At 68.7% G+C, this 16,803-nt stretch carries 13 protein-coding genes; 3 read left to right on the forward strand and 10 right to left on the reverse strand.

What is annotated here, in order from left to right; translation table 11 throughout:
- Positions 1 to 12: 12 nt before the first annotated feature.
- On the reverse strand, positions 13 to 3,231 hold the full coding sequence (locus BLV63_RS02115; RefSeq protein ID WP_083369897.1) for a GH92 family glycosyl hydrolase: 3,219 nt from the start codon (positions 3,229 to 3,231) through the stop codon (positions 13 to 15).
- Positions 3,232 to 3,428: 197 nt separating this feature from the next.
- Between BLV63_RS02115 and BLV63_RS02120 the strand changes: the two genes are divergently transcribed.
- Positions 3,429 to 4,364 carry an endo-beta-N-acetylglucosaminidase H gene (locus BLV63_RS02120; RefSeq protein WP_082724110.1) on the forward strand — a complete coding sequence of 312 codons (936 nt, stop codon included), beginning with the start codon at positions 3,429 to 3,431 and terminating at the stop codon, positions 4,362 to 4,364.
- Positions 4,365 to 4,478: 114 nt separating this feature from the next.
- Here BLV63_RS02120 and BLV63_RS02125 read toward each other — a convergent pair whose 3' ends face one another.
- The 8 genes from BLV63_RS02125 to BLV63_RS02160 all read right to left on the reverse strand — a co-directional run bounded on the left by BLV63_RS02125 (position 4,479) and on the right by BLV63_RS02160 (position 12,165).
- Complete coding sequence (locus BLV63_RS02125; RefSeq protein WP_074783940.1) at positions 4,479 to 5,273, reverse strand: glycerophosphodiester phosphodiesterase family protein; 795 nt, start codon at positions 5,271 to 5,273, stop codon at positions 4,479 to 4,481.
- Positions 5,270 to 6,136 (reverse strand): HAD family hydrolase, encoded by an 867-nt coding sequence (locus BLV63_RS02130; protein ID WP_066213446.1) that lies wholly within the window; start codon positions 6,134 to 6,136, stop codon positions 5,270 to 5,272. Before BLV63_RS02130 ends, BLV63_RS02125 begins: the two co-directional genes overlap by 4 nt.
- 2 nt (positions 6,137 to 6,138) lie before the next feature.
- Entirely contained in the window at positions 6,139 to 6,669 is a 531-nt protein-coding gene (locus BLV63_RS02135) for a YbhB/YbcL family Raf kinase inhibitor-like protein (protein ID WP_066213448.1), read from the reverse strand.
- A gap of 634 nt (positions 6,670 to 7,303) precedes the next feature.
- The gene (locus tag BLV63_RS02140; protein WP_066213450.1) at positions 7,304 to 8,197 is read right to left on the reverse strand and encodes a hypothetical protein; all 894 of its coding nucleotides are present in this window, start codon (positions 8,195 to 8,197) and stop codon (positions 7,304 to 7,306) included.
- Positions 8,198 to 8,522: 325 nt separating this feature from the next.
- A complete protein-coding gene (locus BLV63_RS02145; RefSeq protein WP_066213453.1) occupies positions 8,523 to 8,717 on the reverse strand; it encodes a hypothetical protein in 195 nt (64 codons plus the stop codon).
- 626 nt (positions 8,718 to 9,343) lie between these two features.
- A complete protein-coding gene (locus BLV63_RS02150; protein WP_139244625.1) occupies positions 9,344 to 9,529 on the reverse strand; it encodes a hypothetical protein in 186 nt (61 codons plus the stop codon).
- Positions 9,530 to 9,566: 37 nt separating this feature from the next.
- The gene (locus BLV63_RS02155) at positions 9,567 to 10,247 is read right to left on the reverse strand and encodes a hypothetical protein (RefSeq protein ID WP_139244626.1); all 681 of its coding nucleotides are present in this window, start codon (positions 10,245 to 10,247) and stop codon (positions 9,567 to 9,569) included.
- 988 nt (positions 10,248 to 11,235) lie between these two features.
- Complete coding sequence (locus BLV63_RS02160) at positions 11,236 to 12,165, reverse strand: carbohydrate kinase family protein (protein ID WP_066213461.1); 930 nt, start codon at positions 12,163 to 12,165, stop codon at positions 11,236 to 11,238.
- A 101-nt stretch (positions 12,166 to 12,266) separates the two neighbouring features.
- On the opposite strand from BLV63_RS02160, the gene BLV63_RS02165 reads away from it, so the two are divergent.
- Positions 12,267 to 13,379 carry a GTP pyrophosphokinase gene (locus BLV63_RS02165; protein ID WP_066213463.1) on the forward strand — a complete coding sequence of 371 codons (1,113 nt, stop codon included), beginning with the start codon at positions 12,267 to 12,269 and terminating at the stop codon, positions 13,377 to 13,379.
- Positions 13,380 to 13,588: 209 nt separating this feature from the next.
- A complete protein-coding gene (locus tag BLV63_RS02170) occupies positions 13,589 to 15,082 on the forward strand; it encodes a GMC family oxidoreductase (RefSeq protein WP_066213466.1) in 1,494 nt (497 codons plus the stop codon).
- A gap of 82 nt (positions 15,083 to 15,164) precedes the next feature.
- On the opposite strand, the gene BLV63_RS02175 is transcribed toward BLV63_RS02170, so the two are convergent.
- Entirely contained in the window at positions 15,165 to 16,793 is a 1,629-nt protein-coding gene (locus tag BLV63_RS02175; protein WP_066213467.1) for an amidohydrolase, read from the reverse strand.
- Between the last annotated feature and the right edge of the window lie 10 nt (positions 16,794 to 16,803).

Consider the following 16,803-nt stretch of genomic DNA (forward strand, 5'->3'; position numbering starts at 1 on the left):
CTCCGGCACCCCCTACGCCAGGACCTCCAGCTGCACGAGCCGCAGCGGACTCAGCGCCGTGAAGCGCACGGCGTTGAAGAGCGCGGCCCGGCCGGCGCCGTCGTCGTGCGGGCGGAAGGGGCGGAGCTGCCCGGACCGCTGGAAGAACTCGTCCTCGCGGTGGTCCAGGAGGTGCCATTCGCCCGCGACGTCGAGGGCCTCCAGCCGCCAGGAGGCCTCCTGAGGCTGGTCGAGGGTCACCGTGTAGAGCCCGGGCAGCCCGGATGCGGCCGTGAGCGGGGCGAACACCGTCTCCCCGGCGGCGAGGTCCACCGCCCGGGCGCCACGGTCGTCCGTGACGGTGCCCTCCGCCACGGCCAGGAGGTCCCGCCACGGCTGGTCCGGCAGCACCAGACCGGGCACCGCGGCGCCGAGGAGGTCATGCGGCGTCTCGCCACTCAGGGACCACGGCCGGGAGTCCGCCGCCCAGCCACGCGGCACGTCGGAGAGGACGAACTCGAGCCGACCCCCGCCCGCCAGCAGGCTGCGCGGGATGTCGATCCGTTCCCAGGGCTGCCCGTTGAAACGAACCGATTCGATGTACGGCTTTCCGGCGCCTTCCGCCGTGATGACCAGCTCCGCCCCGCCCAGCGGGCGCAGCACCGCCCTCGGGGCGAGCGGCGGTGTCAGGATCAGCCGTCCCGATCCCTGCACGAGCGGGTACAGCCCCAGGCTGGCGAGCAGATGCCAGCCGGACATCTCGCCGTTGTCCTCGTCGCCCGGGAAGCCCTGGCCGATCTCGGAACCGCTGAAGAGCCGGTCCCGCGCGGCGGTGACGACGCGGTGCGCGGCGTCGTGCCGCCCGGCGAAGCAGTACATGTACGGGATGTGGTGCGCCGGCTGATTGGACAGCCCCAGCATGCCCATCCGGACGTCGCGGGCCTCGGTCTGCTCGTGGATCACGAAGCCGTAGGATCCGCACAGCTCCTCCGCGGCCGTCTCCGGGCGGGCGAAGAAGGCGTCGAGCGCGACGCTGAGCCCGTCCTCGCCGCCGTGCAGCTCCGCGAGACCGGCCCCGTCGTGCGGTGCGGTGAACGCCGTGCCCCAGCCGTTCGTCTCGGTGTAGTCGAAGCCCCACACATCGGGGTCATAGGCGGCCTCGGACAGGCGCCACGCGCCGTCGGGCGTCCTGCCGAGGAAGAATCCGAGCTCGCGATGGAAGACGTTCCGGTATCCCAGCGCGCGGCGCGCGAAGTACTCGGCCTCCGTGACCAGGCGGTCGCGACGCGGTCCGTCGTCCTCCTGTTCCGCCAGCCACCCGGCGAGGACGGCGGCGCCCCAGTCGTTGATGGCGTTGTCGAGCGTCCAGGAGAGGCCCTCGTGGACGTCCGTGGAGATGAACCCGCGGAACCGGCCGTCGCTCAGGCCCTTGCGCCCGACCTCCGGCCGTGGCGCGGGAACCGTGGCGTTGACCAGGGCGGATTCGTAGGCGGCCGCCACGTCCCAGCCGGTCACACCGGAGGTCACGAGGTCTGCGAACACCGTGTCCGTCGTGGTCCCGGTCATCGAGTCCACCGGTCCTGGCGCGCTCCACCGGCTCGTCCACCCGGAGTCCCGGAAGTGCTGCACGAAGCTGTCCGCCAAGAGAGCGGCCCGGTCCGGCGAGAGCAGCCCGAGCAGCGGCCAGCACGTCCGATAGGTATCCCAGAAGCCGTTGTTCGCGCCGAAGACGCCGGGCCGCACCTGGCCGTCCACGGGACTGCGATAGATCCGGCGTCCGTCGGAGGTCTGCTCGTCATGCCGGTTCGGGTACAGGAACAGGCGGTACAGGTCCGAGAACAGCGCGCGTTCCTGCTCCGCCGACACGCCCTCCACCGCAAGCACGCCCAGCGACTCCCGCCAGGCGGCCTCCGCCGCGGCGAGCATTGCGTCGTAGTCCCCGGCCGCGCGGAGATTCTCCGCCGCCTGCTCCGCACTGACAGTGGAGAGGCCCACCAGCACTTCGACGACGACGGCGCCCTCCCCCGCGAGCCGCACGTGCCCTCCCAGCCGGCCTCCGGCGCCGGGGGCGTCCACCGCGGTGTCGGCACCCGGCGCCGCGGCCCCCGTGAGGAACGCCGTGGAACCTGCCGGGAAGCGGACGTGGACGTGGTGCGGGAGGCGGCCGGGGCCGTCGTCGAGGGTCAGCTCCAGCACGGAGGCCCCCTCCTCTTGGCGGAACACGACGTCCCGCGCGCCACCCAGGTGGTCCACGATCAGGGAGCGGACGGGGGTATCCGCGGCGAAGCGGAGGCCCAGCGCGAACTCGCCCGCGGTCATGGCGGCGCGCAGACCGTTGTCGAACGTGACGCGGTATTCGTGGGCGCGGGGCTCTTCGGCGGCGTGGCTGAAGGTCATGGCCCTGGCCCGGCGGTCCGGATCGGGATCCGCGTCGAGGCTCGGCATGAGCTCGAAGTCCCCGCGGTCGCCGATCCACGGACTCGGCAGATGGGACGTCGCGAACGCCTGGAGTGCCGGGCGGTTCTCCGGGAGCACGTTGTGGGCATGGTAGGCGTAAGGCCAGTTCCCGGCGGAGGCGTCCGTCATGGGCAGGCCGAAGACGCCGCCGTGCGGGAGGCCCACCAGCGGCGCGGTGTTGCCGCGGGAGAAGCGGTCGCTTGAATGGCTGCCGCGCGTGGTGAGGACGCGGTCCAGGAGCTCACCGCCCGGCTCGTCGCGGGTCCGGAGGCGCAGGCCATCGAGCCAGACCGTGCTGGTCTCGGGCGCGAGGAGCCGGAACAGGACCCGGCGGATGCGGCGGCCCGCGAACGCGTCGAGGGGCACCACCTGGCGGTTCCACTGGTCCACCGCGTGGCGCAGGGACGCCCCCTGCGCGCACGGCAGCATCGGGACTCCCGCGCTGTCCGGGGCCAGGACCGCGGAGAGCGTGCCGCCGTCGTCGAATTCCAGATCCAGGGCGAAGGCCGTGGCGGTCCAGCGCGTGGCGAAGGTCGGCCCAGCCTCCGGGAACCAGTCGTAGACGAGCTCCTCGCCCGCCCGGACGACGTGACCGGCCAGCGGTCCGGCGTCGATTTCGCGAGGCGGGACCGACTCCGATCCGGCCTGTTCCGGAGCTTCCCGGTTGCGGCGCGGCTGGCCGGATCCGGGCAGTTCCTGACCGTGGAGGGCCCGGGCGGCGGGCGACTCGAGCCCCACGCCGGGGAGGGAGTTGTATGTGCGTTCCGGGCCCGAGGGGGCCGAGGGAGAGACCATGCCCAGATGCTATCGAGGCCGCGACTAAACCGCTATATCGCAGGGTTTAGTCGGGTCAACCTCTTGACTATAACGGTTTAGTCATCAAGAGTTTCTCCCACTGGGGTTCCCGGCCGACGTCGACCGGGACCAGTGATGCAAGACCCTTCATCCCTCACGGATCACCCTTCCTACCGGATCGACCTAAGGACTTGTCCATGACGACACCCAGCAACACCCCCCAGAATTCCCCCTTCCCCCGCCGCGCACTGCTGCGCGGCCTGGGCGGGGCTGCTCTCCTCGGGGCCGCCGGACTCGGCGGCGCGACGGCGGCCGGCGCTGCCACCGGAGCCACCACGGCCGGACGGATCAAGAGCGTGGCCTACATCGAGGTCAACAGCAACAGCATCAGCAACGTCGGCCGCTACACCCTGGCCGGCTCCGGGGCCAACGCCTTCGACCTGGCAGTGATCTTCGCCGCCAACATCAATTACGACGGAACCAACGCCGTCTTCTACTGCAACCCGCAGGTCCAGGCGGTGCTGGACAACGCGGCCACCACCATCCGGCCGCTCCAGCAGAAAGGCATCAAGGTCATCCTGTCGGTGCTCGGCAACCACCAGGGCGCCGGCTTCGCCAACTTCCCGGACGAAGCCGCAGCGGACCGGTTCGCCGCGAGCCTCGCCGACACGGTGACGCGCTACGGCCTGGACGGCATCGACTTCGACGACGAGTGGGCCGAGTACGGCAAGAACGGCACGTCCCAGCCGAACGACTGGTCCTTCGTCTACCTGGTGAAGTCCCTCCGGAAGCGCCTGCCGGACAAGCTCATCACCTTCTACAACATCGGTCCGGCCGCGGATCACCTGTCCTACGGAGGCCTCCGCGTGGGCGACATGGTGGACTACGCCTGGAACCCGTACTACGGCACGTACAGCGCCCCGGTCATCGACGGCATGGGCCCCGCGAAGCTCGGCGCCGCGGCGGTGGACCTCAACAACACGTCCACGAGCACCATGAAGTCCTTCGCCCAGCGCACCAAGACCGACGGGTACGGGGTGTACGTCACCTACGACCTGCGGGCCGGGAACTACTCCACGGTGATCTCCTCGTTCACCCGGGAGCTCTACGGCAGTGCCGCGGTCTACTCCTGAGCCACCCCCTTCCGGAGTGTGACCCCACCCCTCATCGACTGCTCCACAGGATGTCATTCGGGGCCCTTCAAGGGCTCAGACACGACATCTGTGGAGCAGTCGATGCCGGGGGTGTCAGAAGCGTTCGTCCACCACGCGCAGCGCGAGATCCGGGCGGTCCGTGACGATGCCGTCGACGCCGAGGTCCAGCAGGCGGCGCATGTCCACCTCGTCGTTCACGGTCCAGACGTGGACCTGTTTGCCCAGCGCGTGAGCGCGGTCCACGAAGTCCTGAGTGACCACCGGGATCTTGCCGAAGTTCTCGGGCACCTGGAAGGCGTCCACGTCGGACACCAGGGCCGCGGCGATCTTCTCCGGCAGGAAGCGGCCGAGCAGGAACGCCGCCGTCGTCGCCTGACCCGCCGACCCGGCGACCGGCCAGGCCACACGGCTCGTGACGGCCTTGCGGCTGCCATCGGAGAAGGAAGCCACCAAGACGCGGTCCTGCAGGTTCTTTTCCTCGATCAGCGCGGCGAGCGGCCGGGCCGCGGCGGCGTCCTTCACGTCGATGTTGAACCGCGCCTGGGGCAGGAGATCCACCACATCGGCCAGCCGTGCCACGGGCACCCTGCCGCGGACCTTGGCCTGGCGGACCTCCTCCCAGCTCAGCCGTTCAACGGCGCCGGTCCGGTCCGTGATGCGGTCCAGGATGGGGTCGTGGAAGCAGATGATCTCGCCGTCGGCGGTCAGGCGGACATCCGTCTCGAGATGCGCGACGCCGAGTTCCTGGGCGGCGCGGAAGGACTCGAGGGTGTTCTCCAGCCCCTCGAGCCGCACCCCGTCCAGGGCGCCACGGCAGTAGCCCCGGTGGGCGAGGACCAGCGGTTTGCCGGGGCCGCGAGGATTCTCGAAGTATTCCTTGGTGGTCATGCTTCTCCTCCCGTGGATGCCGTGATCGGCATATCTCCCGAGGCGCCGGCCGTCCGGACCCGGATCCCGCCCAGCTTCGACTCGAGAACCTGTGCCACGCCGTCGTCGGCCAGGGACGGCGCCCGGAAGGAGGTCGACGCGAGCGCCTCCGGGTGTCCGCCGGTCATCGCGTAACCCTCGCCGGCCCAGGAGAGCATCTGCACGTCATTGGGCATGTCACCGAACGCGACCACCTCGGAGGCGTCGATCCCGAGGGAGGCCGCATACCGCTCGAGCGTGTGGGCCTTCGTGATGCCGGGCGCGGAGATCTCCAGGAGGGAGAACCGAGGGTCCGAGTGGGTCACATGGGCCAGCGGACCCACCGCCTCGACCACGAGCGCATGGAACTCCTCGGAGCTCAGCACGGGCGACACCGCCAGGAATTTCACCACCCGGTCCTCCACGCCGAGGCTCTCCTCCAGGGGAGCGCAGAGCTGTTCGGCGGGCCGGGATCCGGCGTGCGCCCGGCGGAAGTCCTCCTCCAGCTGCAGGCCGTTGACACACTCGGCCGCGAACCCGGCCTCGGGGTGGAGTTCACGGATGATCCCCTGGATCCGCAGCACATCCTCGCGTGTCAGAGCATCGGCGCTCAGGAGTTCGCCGCCCGCCATATCCCAGATCATGGCGCCATTGGAGCAGATCACCGGCCCGTCATGACCGAGCTGCTCGGCCAGCGGCCCCAGCCAGCGCGGCGGCCGGCCCGTCACGAAGACGACCTGGACCCCCGCCTCCCGCACCGCGGCGAAGGCGTTCCGCGTGCGAGTGGTGATGACGCCGTCGTGGCCCATGATGGTGCCGTCGACGTCGCTGGCCACCAGCCGCATGGTCACGGGCGTTCGTAGCTGGCCACGAGGGTGGCCCGGCCGATCGAGTGGCTGAAAAGATTGAAGCCGAGCAGGCCCGGGGAGGCGTCCAGCGGGACATCCAGCACGGGAACGTCGACCGCGTGGACCACCACGAAGTAGCGGTGCGGGCCGTGTCCCTGGGGCGGGGCCGCGCCGACGTAGCCGGCGAATCCGGCGTCGTTCCGTAGCTGAATCGCACCCTCGGGCAGCAGCGCGCCGTCCGGCGACCCGGCGCCGGAGGGCAGGCTCGTGACATCCGCCGGGATGTTCAGCACGGCCCAGTGCCAGAATCCGCTGGCCGTCGGGGCGTCGGGGTCGAACACGGTGACGGCGTAGCTGCGGGTCCCTGCGGGAGCGCCTTCCCAGCTCAGCTGCGGCGAGACGTCTTCGCCGCCGGCGCCGAACACCCCGCTCACCTGGGGCTGCGAGAACACCGCCCCGTTCTCAACATCGGTGCTGGTCACGTGGAACGCCGCGACGGCGGGAAGGGCTGCATAGGGATCGAAGGACATGGTCCGGCTCCTTTGTCAGTGTGTGGTCACCAGCCTACGACAGGCCTGCCCGTCGGAGACCCGGAGGCCCGGCCCTTCACGCCCACCCACGGCCTTTGGCTCATGGGCAACCACAAGCCCGCGGTGGACTGCAGCGGTGCAGCTTCTGGCAACGGCTCCGTCTCATCCATTCGAGCACACTGTGCCTGAAGAGAAGCGCATCGACGACCTCCAAGGCATTTTCGCGACCGACAACGGTCCCGCGGTGCTCGCCTGGATCGCCGTCGGCGCCGCAGCCAAGCTACCGAGGGCCTCCGTTAACCACAGCAGGTGGAGGCCGCGACCGCCGCCTACACCTCGAGCACGGATGCAGTCGGCCGGTTCCTCACCGACGAATGCAGCACCGGGCCCGACACGGCCCACATGAGCGCATCGGTTGCGGCCCTCCGTGCTGCCTACGAGGCTCAGTGCCGCGCCGAGGGGGAACGCCCGTCAGAGGCCGCGCCTTCCCTCACAGGTCTAACGCCACGGCATCACTATCGGACGCAACGCGCCCCGGACCGATCACCAGCGCCTGTACGGCCACGTAGGCGATTTTGCCAACCAGGATCAGGCGGACGAGCACGACGGCGACAGGGAGGGTACCGACGCGGACTTACTCCTCGGTGGACGAGGCATCGGCGTCCGCAGAGCCATTTGTGAGTCTCTCGACGAACGTTTTGTTGGGCCACTTCCAACCGGCCGCCCGCACAATGCGTGTCATTTCGAGTAGTTCCTCGGTCAACTCTTTGTTCAATCTGTCGCGGTGCTCGGCGCCGCCACCGTTCCAGATATTCAGGTTCGCCAGAAAGACCGCGAGGGCAGTTGTGATCCTCGCGAAGTCGGAGTTGCTGAGCGCGCTGATGATTTGCCGACTGCGTAGCGCCCGAGTGACGTTTGCGAAATCTGCGACCAAGCCAGAAAGCAGCTTCTCCGGACCTTCCAAGGCAGCAAGAAGGCTGACCGCTTGCATGAGTTCCTGGAACTGTTCGTCGCTCCCGACCCGCCAGGCTTTGGTCTCTCGATCGACCCCAGTCGTAATTACCGCCAGAGTTGTTCGGAGCTGGGTCATTACGGTCACTGAGCGCATTTCGAGATCGCGAGCCGTAGAGGCGGCTTGCTCTTCCTCAAAGATTCGCCTCTGTTCCTCTCGATCGGCAACCGCCTGTTTACGTTGCTCGGCCTGCGCCTTCTCGAAGAGGTCGAGCTGTACCGCCTGGGCATGCTCGAAATGCTGCTGTTGCCGGGCCTGGGCCCTGTCAAATTGCCGGCGCTGCGCAAGCAACGTCGCGACTACACCGACGACAGCGAGGCCGGCGCCCAAGCCGCCGGAGAAGAGGATTCCCCACTGGTGCCGGCTGAACCCGAGAAACGGCTCCGACACCGCTTGGTCGAACCGATTGCCGGTCGCCTGGCACCAAGCCATCCAACCGATGGCCGCTGCAACGAGTGCACCCCAGGCCCACTTGCGCCAACCCCACGATCTCACGGCCCCCCAGAGTTTATTCACCCCAGCATTCCACCACGGACAGCACGTTAAACCGAGCTGAAAGGACCCACTGCCATTGGCACCGAAACCATCTCATCGCAGCCGCAATGCTCGCAATCGCGTTCCTGATCATCCTCAGACCGCGCTCACGCCGCCAGCCAACAAAATGCATCGCCACCTGCGAGAACTGCGGCTGGTCCTGCGAAGTCGAAAGCCAACGAAGCCCTCGCGAACGACAACGCAGTCGCCTTCTACAAAGCCCACATCACCGTGCACACCCCGGAGAGGAAGCATGAGCGCAGCGGTAACCTGCCTCGCGAACTCCCAGAAGAAGTGGGCGAAATAGCTAGTCGCCTTCCGGAAGGACATACATATAGAAGCCCGTCATGTCTCCACGCTCGTCGCGAAGCACAAACAGATCGTCATCGTCGTCGGCGCCGTTTTGTTCTGCCACTTTCAGCCATTCCCGCAGGTCGCGGACCTTCGACCCCCCGCTCCCCAGGTCATCAATCTCAAACTCGAGGCGCATTGAAATCGACATCGGTTCTCCCCTTTTTCATGTGAGTGGAACGCCAGTCTGCCAGAAATGAGACGCAGATGTCAGCCCGGGAGGAATAGTCGTGGATGCACCGTCCGCCCGCGCCGGCGCAACCGCACCTGCCAGCGGGATCTGGCCTAGCCTGCGGCCTCTTCGTCCTGACGCCACCCCAGCCAGGACGATCAACGCTGTGCCTCGTCCGCACCACCGTCCTCGCCGACGGCCCAAACCTCTGCGGCACACCCTGCCCCTGGCGGCAGGCCAACCTAGCCCCGATCAGCGAGTCCACCGCGATGCCACCGAAGCGGCCCAAGCCAGGATCCACGCCGAGACCGCACAGGTGCGCCGCACACCTCTCCGAAATCACAGACGGTCAACACTTCACCGCCGACTGCCCCTGGTACCACCACGACAGGCTCTAACGCCGCCTTATCGGACGGGGGCACCACCGCCAATCCGTCATCCGCTGCGAATCACCGGAATCCCAATGCAGCGTTAGGCACCACAAAAACCCCATCTGGTCCTTCCACCAATGGGAATGGCTCGCCAACATCAACCACGCCTGACCGCGACACACAGAAGAGCCCCCACCCAGATGGGCGGGGGCTCTGTCGTCTTGCAGGAAAGGTTCAGGTCCGTTGGTTAGCAGGCCGTTTTCGGAACAGCTTGAATACCCCATAAATGATCACGGCAACTGACCCAAACACCGGCACCGCGATGGAAAACACCAGCAACAGAATTCGTGTTCTCAGATCGGGTGATTTGAGAAGAATCAACGCCGCTGCTACGAGAATTCCGAGGATCCAGACTGCCATGAACGTGGCCTCGAGGCCGGACAGATACAGCATGCGATCACGGCCCCCAAGTGCGGACAATGCCGGGTCCGTTGACGACCATGCCCTGCTGATAGTTGTCGGTGCCAGCGAGGCCCCACGCCCGGCTGATGCTCCAGTATGCGATGCAGTTACCCTCGCCGTTGGCAACCCAGTTGCTCGTCTGGACGTTGATGTTCCGGCCGATCACGAACTGGTTGTAGGAGGCCCTGCAGGAGCGGTCTGCCAGGACACGGCCGGAACCGGTCACGTAGTCGTAGTCGATGCGGACCCAGCCCATGCTGACGCCAAACTGGGTCATGTTGACCTGGTAGTGCGACGTCACGTTGTAGGTGGCCGCGGCCGTAGCGCGGGCTGCCAGACCGCCTGTGGCAGCCGGGGCCTGCTGGGTGCCACGGGTCTCGGTGACCTTCAGCGACGGAGAGATCTTCTTTGCCTGGTCCGGCGTAAGGTTCGGCAACAACCGCGAGTCGTTGGCGGTGCGGACGATCTCCTTCTTCTGCGCCCCGGTCAACGCCTTCCACTTCGCCAGGTCCGCACCCTTCAGATGGGCCTCGAAGTTCGCCTCCGTGATCCCGAAGCCGGTGGTCGACGCGACCGCATGCGGGGCAGGCTCCGCATTCGCGGCCGCGCCCACACCCGTCAGGGCCAGCACCGCCAGCGCCCCCGTCACTGCGAACCTCTTAACGCTTGAGATCATCATTCCTTCTTCCCCACAAGATGTATTGACGAATTCAACGTAACTTCACAAACCGAGGATGTCCATTGATTCAGGCTTGACAAAATCAGTTCCAGAATTCGCGATACCGTCCCCCGGCATTCGTGATATGGTCCCGCCCCGCGACTCTCGTCCTCGCCACCCTCACCGACATCGCCAGCACCCTCACGGGAGCCCTCCTGCCGGGTGGCACAACTCGCCCCCATGTGTGAGCCCGAACCCACGCCAGCCACCTCGACGCAACCCCTAACCATGTGTCACGCGTGTCAGAACCTCTACGAGCGCCCTGGCACTAAGACAACCCACCCAGAGTTGCACCCCGCCGAGGGGCCGGAACCACGCGGAAAGTGACCTGTCGCTAACACAAGTGACACGCCCCTATCTATCAGCAGCATGAGCGGTCGACGTCCTATCGGCCCTGCGCGCACACATACACACGCGTTCGCAACGCTTACGTAAGAGCCTGTGTCACTCTGCGTCAGAGTCGCCCTGAGACACCACCCCCTTGACCCAGACAACGTGTAGATAACTAGGGTTGTTTGCAAGCGTCCCTGTCCCAAAAACAGGGAACCACCTGGCGCGGTGCATCCTCCCCCGGCCTTACCCATACCCCACTCGCCGCCACTGCGGAGCCAAGGCCGCTCCCACAACGCCAGCACAAAGCCTGGGCCAAACCCAGCAGCCCACCAGCACCGAACGCACACGCTTCCGCCACGAAAAGCGACGGCGCGAACCCCAATGCCGGGTCTGCGGCACAACCGAAAACCTTGAAGCCAACCACATCATCGAGATCGCAGACGGCGAATCCAAGCTCGCGGCACAGAACGGCCAGACGCTCTGCCACGATCACCATGCACAGAAGGTCCTCGCCGCAAAATGAGCGCGTCGAGGGCAGCAAAGCGCCGGGGAGGGAGTCCTGATCACTCCCGGGGGACTGGACGCGCAGGTCCGGCCCTTCACGCCCGCCGGTTCAGTGCCCGGCGAGTTCCTCCCGGCCCGGCGGGTTGGCGCCCGCGCGGGACACCGTGATGGCCGCGGCACGGGCCGCGTAGGCCAGGAACGAGCGCAGTTCCTCGACGCTCACGCGGCGCAGACGCTCACGGTTCAGCACGCCGTCGTACCCGGCGTCCACCACGCCGGACAGCAGGGCCGCCATGAAGGAGTCACCGGCGCCCACCGTGTCGGCGACGGTGACCCGCGGCGCCGGGACCTCGGTCTCGCCGGAAGCCGCGACGCCCCACGGGCCGTCGGCGCCGCGCGTCACCACGACGAAAGCCGGGCCGTTCTCGCCACCCAGGGCCAGCCAGCGGCGGGCCGACTCCTTGACGTCCACGCCGGGGTAGAGCCACTCGAGGTCCTCATCCGACGCCTTGACGACGTCAGCGAGCCGCACGAACCGTTCCACCTCCTCGCGGACGGCGTCCACGTCGGTGGTCAGGCTCGGTCGGCAGTTGGGATCGAAGCTGATGGTCACGTTCGGATGGGCGAACTCGACGGCGGCCAGCACGTCCTCGGCGCCGGGCGCGAGGACGGTGGCGATGGAGCCCGTGTGAAGGAGGGTGCTGCCCTGCAGGATCACCGGAAGCCGGTCCGCGAGACCGGGGAGCTCCCAGACGAGGTCGAACTCGTAGGTGGCCGCGCCGTCGTCGTCGAGGGTGGCCTTGGCGACGCTGGACGGCAGCGCGTCGGGCGGCAGCGGCACCATGACGGAGGAGTCCCGCAGGTGCACGGCGATGGCGTCGCCGAACTCGTCCTGGCCGTAGCGTCCGATGAACTGGACCGGGTGATCCAGGCGCGCGAGGCCGACGGCCACATTGAGGGGGCTGCCGCCCACATGCGCCGAGGTTCCGGACTTGCTGTGGACCACGTCCACGAGGGCTTCGCCAATGACTGTGAGCATGGGCCTCATCGTAACTAACACGTGCTATGCGCTGGAAGTGCCGGGCCGTTCCGGGCCGCTGCGTGACGTGGGCCGGGCACCGCGCCTAGTACGCTGGCGGCATGGCAAGCAATTGGGATCGTCTGGACGATGACCAGCGCGCGCTGGTCGCCGAGCACGTGGAGCTGTACCGGAAGGTGCGCCCCGCCCTGAAGCTCGTCACGCAGAACGTCCTGCTGACCCTGCGCGGCATCCTGAAGGCCTCCGAGGTCACCCCGCTCTTCGTCACGGGCCGCACGAAGACGGTCGAATCGTTCCAGGAGAAGATCTCCCGCCTGGAGGCGCCTCTGGAACCGGGCGGCCGGCCGGTCCTCAAGTTCCCGGATCCCTTCCGCACCCTCAATGACATGGTCGGCATCCGCGTGATCACCAAGCTGCCCGCGGACAACGCGACGGTCGCCAACGTCATCAAGAAGCAGCGTCAGCTCTTCGACTGCCGCGGCGACCGTGAGAAGGACATCGGCTCGATCGAGTCCGGCACCTACGGCTACTCCAGCCGGCACCTCATCCTGCGCACCATCCAGAACGAGGTGGTCCGGGAGTACCAGAAGATCTTCAACCCCGACATCCCGCCGAACGGCAGCTACTTCTTCGAGTGCCAGATCCGCACCGTGTTCGCACACGCCTGGAGCGAGATCGAACACGACATCCGCTTCAAGACCGACGACCCTCGCGCCTGGACCCCCCAGTTCGACCGCCAGTTCACCGCGACGGCGGCCATGCTGGAGACCGTCGAGAGCGCCTTCGCGGATCTGCAGGAGAGCTACGAGGAGGTCCGCGGCTACTGGGACGAGGAGGGCACCGGGTCCATCCCGCTCACCCCGGACCAGGTCCGACGCGTCTGGCAGACTCTCCTCCCCCATGTGGACCGCAAGGTCGACGACGACTGGGGATGGGCCGCCGAACTCCTGGCCGCCCACGGGCTGACACGCACCATCGAAATGGCGGAGCTCCTGAGCGCCGAACGGATCCGCCAGGTCCGCGATGCCCTCGACCACCGCTATTCCCCCGGCCCCGACCGCCTTCTGGACGACCTTCTGCTCTGGAAGTACGGCCAGGAACACGTCGAGCTCACGGGCGAGGCCCCGGACGTCACACCGCATCCGCGCCGCGATTCGCTGGGCCGACGGCTCAAGCAGATCGAACGCTACCGGACCGTGCACCCCGAGGTCTGAGCCGCCCGCTTCCCGCTCCCCACGTCCTCACGGATCGTTCGCGCCCCGCACGGTGCTGTGCACGGACCGTCAAAGCCTCCGCCTCGTCCCCGGAACAGAATGGGAGCACGCCGCGTGGCGGCATGGAAGCGACGCAAGGAGGCCGATGATGTCCCAGTCCCCACCCACCCGTGCCCACCGGGCCCCGGCCCCTCGCGGGAGGGGCTGAGATGAGCAGCGCGATCGTCGTGGGCGGCGGCTCGGCAGGCGCCGTCGTCGCCCGCAGATTGCACGACGCCGGCGTCGTCACCACCCTGTTGGAGGCCGGCGGGGAGGACCTCAACCCGGCGATCCACGACCCCTCCCGCGCCGGGGAGCTCTGGCACGGCCCGGAGGACTGGGCCCGGCACACGGTGCCGCAGGAGCATGCGGCCGGTCGCCGGCTGCACCTCCCGCGGGGCAAGGTGCTCGGCGGTTCGCACGCCCTGAACGCCATGATCTGGGTGCGCTGCGCACCGAGCGACTACGACGGCTGGGAGGCCGCGGGCTGCACCGGCTGGGGCTGGGACACGGTCCGCCCGGTCTACGAGGCGATCGAGAACGACCTCCTCCCCGTCACCGACGACTACCCGCTCACGCCCATCCAGGAGAGCATCCTCACCGCCTACGGCCAGGAGGGCGTGCCGCGGAACCCCGATTACAACGCGGGCGCCCTGGACGGCGCCTCGCAGGAGCAGATCACCGCGCGGGACGGCCGCCGGGTCAACACCTGGATGGCGTACCTCAAGCCGGTGCGCGACGCCGTCGACATCCGCACAGGAGCCCACGTCCACTCGGTCGTCCTCGAGGACGGGCGTGCGGTGGGCGTGAGATACCGGGACGCCGACGGCGAGCACGAGCTGCGCGCCGACACGGTCGTCCTCGCGGCCGGGGCCCTCGAGTCCCCGGCGATCCTGCTCCGGTCCGGCATCGGCCCGGCGGAGGAGCTCGGGGAGCTGGGCATCGACGTCGCGGTGGATTCACCGCAGGTCGGCCGCAACCTCCACGACCACCTGCTCTCGCCGGTCATCTTCACGACGACGGCCCGGGGCGTCGAACCGCCGCAGCCGGGCGTCTCGGTCACCCAGACCCATGCCTTCTGGCGGAGCCTGCCGGACCTGCCCGAGCCGGACACGCAGCCGATCCACTTCTCCGTGCCGATGTTCTCGGACGAACTCCCCGCGACGGCCGAACACGGGTTCTCGCTCATGGCAGGCATCGTCCGCCCCCGCAGCCGGGGCGCCCTGCGGATCACGGGGCCGGACCTCGACGACCCGCTGGAAATCGACCTCGGCGCCTTGCAGGACCCGGAGGACGTGCGGTCCCTGGCCGCCTCGGTCCGGCAGATGCGCAGGGTCGGGCGTCAGGCGGCCCTCGCCGGGGAGTGGGGCGCCGTCGAGCTGTATCCGGGCCCCGAGGTGGCCGATGAGGAGGTGGAGGACTATGTGCGCCGCACCGCCATCACGTACCACCACCAGGTGGGGACGTGCCGGATGGGATCGGACGCCGAGGCCGTGGTGGACGCCCGGCTCCGGGTGCGCGGCGTGGGCGGGCTGCGGGTCATCGACGCCTCGGTCATGCCGACCATCACCACCGGGAACACCAATGCGCCGGCCGTCATGATCGGCGAGCGCGGCGCGGCCCTGCTGCTGGAGGACCTCCGGGCGGCGCAGCTGCAAGGCTGAGGCCACCGCACGACAGGAAGGGCCGGGGATCCGAGATCCCCGGCCCTTCCCTCGTCCGGCCCGGCCGGCGCGCCGCGGCTACTCAGTACACGCGGCGCCCGGCGAACCAGGTCTCCTGGACCTGGGTGTCGATGATCCGTTCCGGGTCACCCACCACGAAATCCGCGTCGAGGATGACGAAGTCCGCGGACTTCCCCACTTCGAGCGACCCCGTCTCGTCCCCGAGGCCCATGGCGCGGGCCGCGTTGACCGTGAACACCTCCAGGGCTTCCTCCGGTCCGATCGCCTGCTCCGGCCACAGCACCCCGGGGGCGCGTCCGAGCGGATCGGCGCGGGTCACAAGGCCCTGAATGCCCTCCAGCGGGTTCGGGGACTCGCTGACCGGCCAGTCCGAGCCGCCCGCCACGAGCGCACCCGTGTCCAGCAGCGTCCGATTGGGCTGGGAGTGCTCGGCGCGTTCCCCGAGCACCTCCGACAGCGCCATCGGGATGACCCCCGGGAACCACAGGAACGGCGAGATGTCCGCCGAGACGCCCAGGGCCGCGAGGCGCGGCATGTCGGAAGCGGCGAGGAACTGCCCGTGCGCGATCTGCAGGGGCAGTTCGACGTCTTCCGCGCGGAGCCGCTCGGCGGCGTCCAGCACGAGCCGGGCGGAGCCGTCCCCCGTGCAGTGGATCTTCGCGCCGAGGCCCCGGCCCGCGACGTCGCGCAGCCAGCCGTGCAGCTCCTCCGCGGTCATGGTGGTGGAACCGTGGAAGTGCGCGCCATGGGCGGCATCCGGCACGTAGGGCTCCAGGAACGCGGCCGTACGGGCCGGAGGGACGCCGTCGAGGAAGATCTTCACGAAGTCCGGGCGGTGGTGCCCGGTGCGGAACTCCTCGCCGCGCTCGATGAGCTCCACCCCGACGGGGTCGAAACCGAAGATCGGGTCGTTGATCAGGAGCGAACTCACCGCCCACGCGTTGAGCTCCCCCGCACGGTCCAGGTCCGCGAGGGCCTCGAGGATCTGCAGGGAGGCGCCGGCGTCCTGGAACGCGGTGACGCCGTAGGAGTTCAGCAGCTCGACACCGCGGCGGGAGGCCGCCCGGTGCTGTTCCGCGCTCAGTCCCCCGGCGCCGTCGTACGCCTCCTGCACCGGGATCCCGGCCGCTTCCAGCAGCACGCCGCTGGGGGTGCCGTCCACCGGGTCGAGCAGTGTCTCGCCCTCTGCGGGGATCGTCTCCGGAGTGATCCCGGCGAGTTCGAGCGCGCGGCTGCTGGCCCAGCGGTTGTGCCGGGAGTCCTCGGCGAGCATCACGGGACGGCCGCCGGCGGCCTCGTCGAGGCGGCGCCGGGTGGCGGTGGTCGCGAGCGAGGTGAGCAGCGTCGAGGCGATCACGCCGCCGACGATCCATGCGTCCTCCGGCAGTCCGTCCGCCTTCTCGCGGACGCGGTCGAGGATCTCCTCGAGGCCCAGCGAAGGCTCCAGGACCAGCTCGAACAGCTCCGCCCGCCCCGCGAGCGCGTGATGGTTGTGCACATCGACGAAGCCGGGGTAGAGCACCGAGCTCCCCAGCTCCCGCACCTCCGCGTCGGGTCCGGCGGCGGCCAGCACCTCCTCGGGCGTGCCGACGGCGGCGATCCGCCCGTCTCGGACGGCGAGCGCCCCGGCGAGCGGCCGGGAGCGGTCCGCGGTCCTGATGGTCCCGAGCAGGACGAGATCTGCGGTCATGAGAAGCCTC

Source organism: Arthrobacter woluwensis (assembly GCF_900105345.1).
Taxonomy (GTDB): Bacteria; Actinomycetota; Actinomycetes; order Actinomycetales; family Micrococcaceae; genus Arthrobacter_E; species Arthrobacter_E woluwensis.

What these genes read in the sequence shown, in the direction of transcription:
- BLV63_RS02115 (WP_083369897.1), bottom strand. Translation starts at nt 3,231, where the DNA reads ATGGTCTCTCCCTCGGCCCCCTCGGGCCCGGAACGCACATACAACTCC.
- BLV63_RS02120 (WP_082724110.1), top strand. Translation starts at nt 3,429, where the DNA reads ATGACGACACCCAGCAACACCCCCCAGAATTCCCCCTTCCCCCGCCGC.
- BLV63_RS02125 (WP_074783940.1), bottom strand. Translation starts at nt 5,273, where the DNA reads ATGACCACCAAGGAATACTTCGAGAATCCTCGCGGCCCCGGCAAACCG.
- BLV63_RS02130 (WP_066213446.1), bottom strand. Translation starts at nt 6,136, where the DNA reads ATGCGGCTGGTGGCCAGCGACGTCGACGGCACCATCATGGGCCACGAC.
- BLV63_RS02135 (WP_066213448.1), bottom strand. Translation starts at nt 6,669, where the DNA reads ATGTCCTTCGATCCCTATGCAGCCCTTCCCGCCGTCGCGGCGTTCCAC.
- BLV63_RS02145 (WP_066213453.1), bottom strand. Translation starts at nt 8,717, where the DNA reads ATGTCGATTTCAATGCGCCTCGAGTTTGAGATTGATGACCTGGGGAGC.
- BLV63_RS02150 (WP_139244625.1), bottom strand. Translation starts at nt 9,529, where the DNA reads ATGGCAGTCTGGATCCTCGGAATTCTCGTAGCAGCGGCGTTGATTCTT.
- BLV63_RS02155 (WP_139244626.1), bottom strand. Translation starts at nt 10,247, where the DNA reads ATGATCTCAAGCGTTAAGAGGTTCGCAGTGACGGGGGCGCTGGCGGTG.
- BLV63_RS02160 (WP_066213461.1), bottom strand. Translation starts at nt 12,165, where the DNA reads ATGCTCACAGTCATTGGCGAAGCCCTCGTGGACGTGGTCCACAGCAAG.
- BLV63_RS02165 (WP_066213463.1), top strand. Translation starts at nt 12,267, where the DNA reads ATGGCAAGCAATTGGGATCGTCTGGACGATGACCAGCGCGCGCTGGTC.
- BLV63_RS02170 (WP_066213466.1), top strand. Translation starts at nt 13,589, where the DNA reads ATGAGCAGCGCGATCGTCGTGGGCGGCGGCTCGGCAGGCGCCGTCGTC.
- BLV63_RS02175 (WP_066213467.1), bottom strand. Translation starts at nt 16,793, where the DNA reads ATGACCGCAGATCTCGTCCTGCTCGGGACCATCAGGACCGCGGACCGC.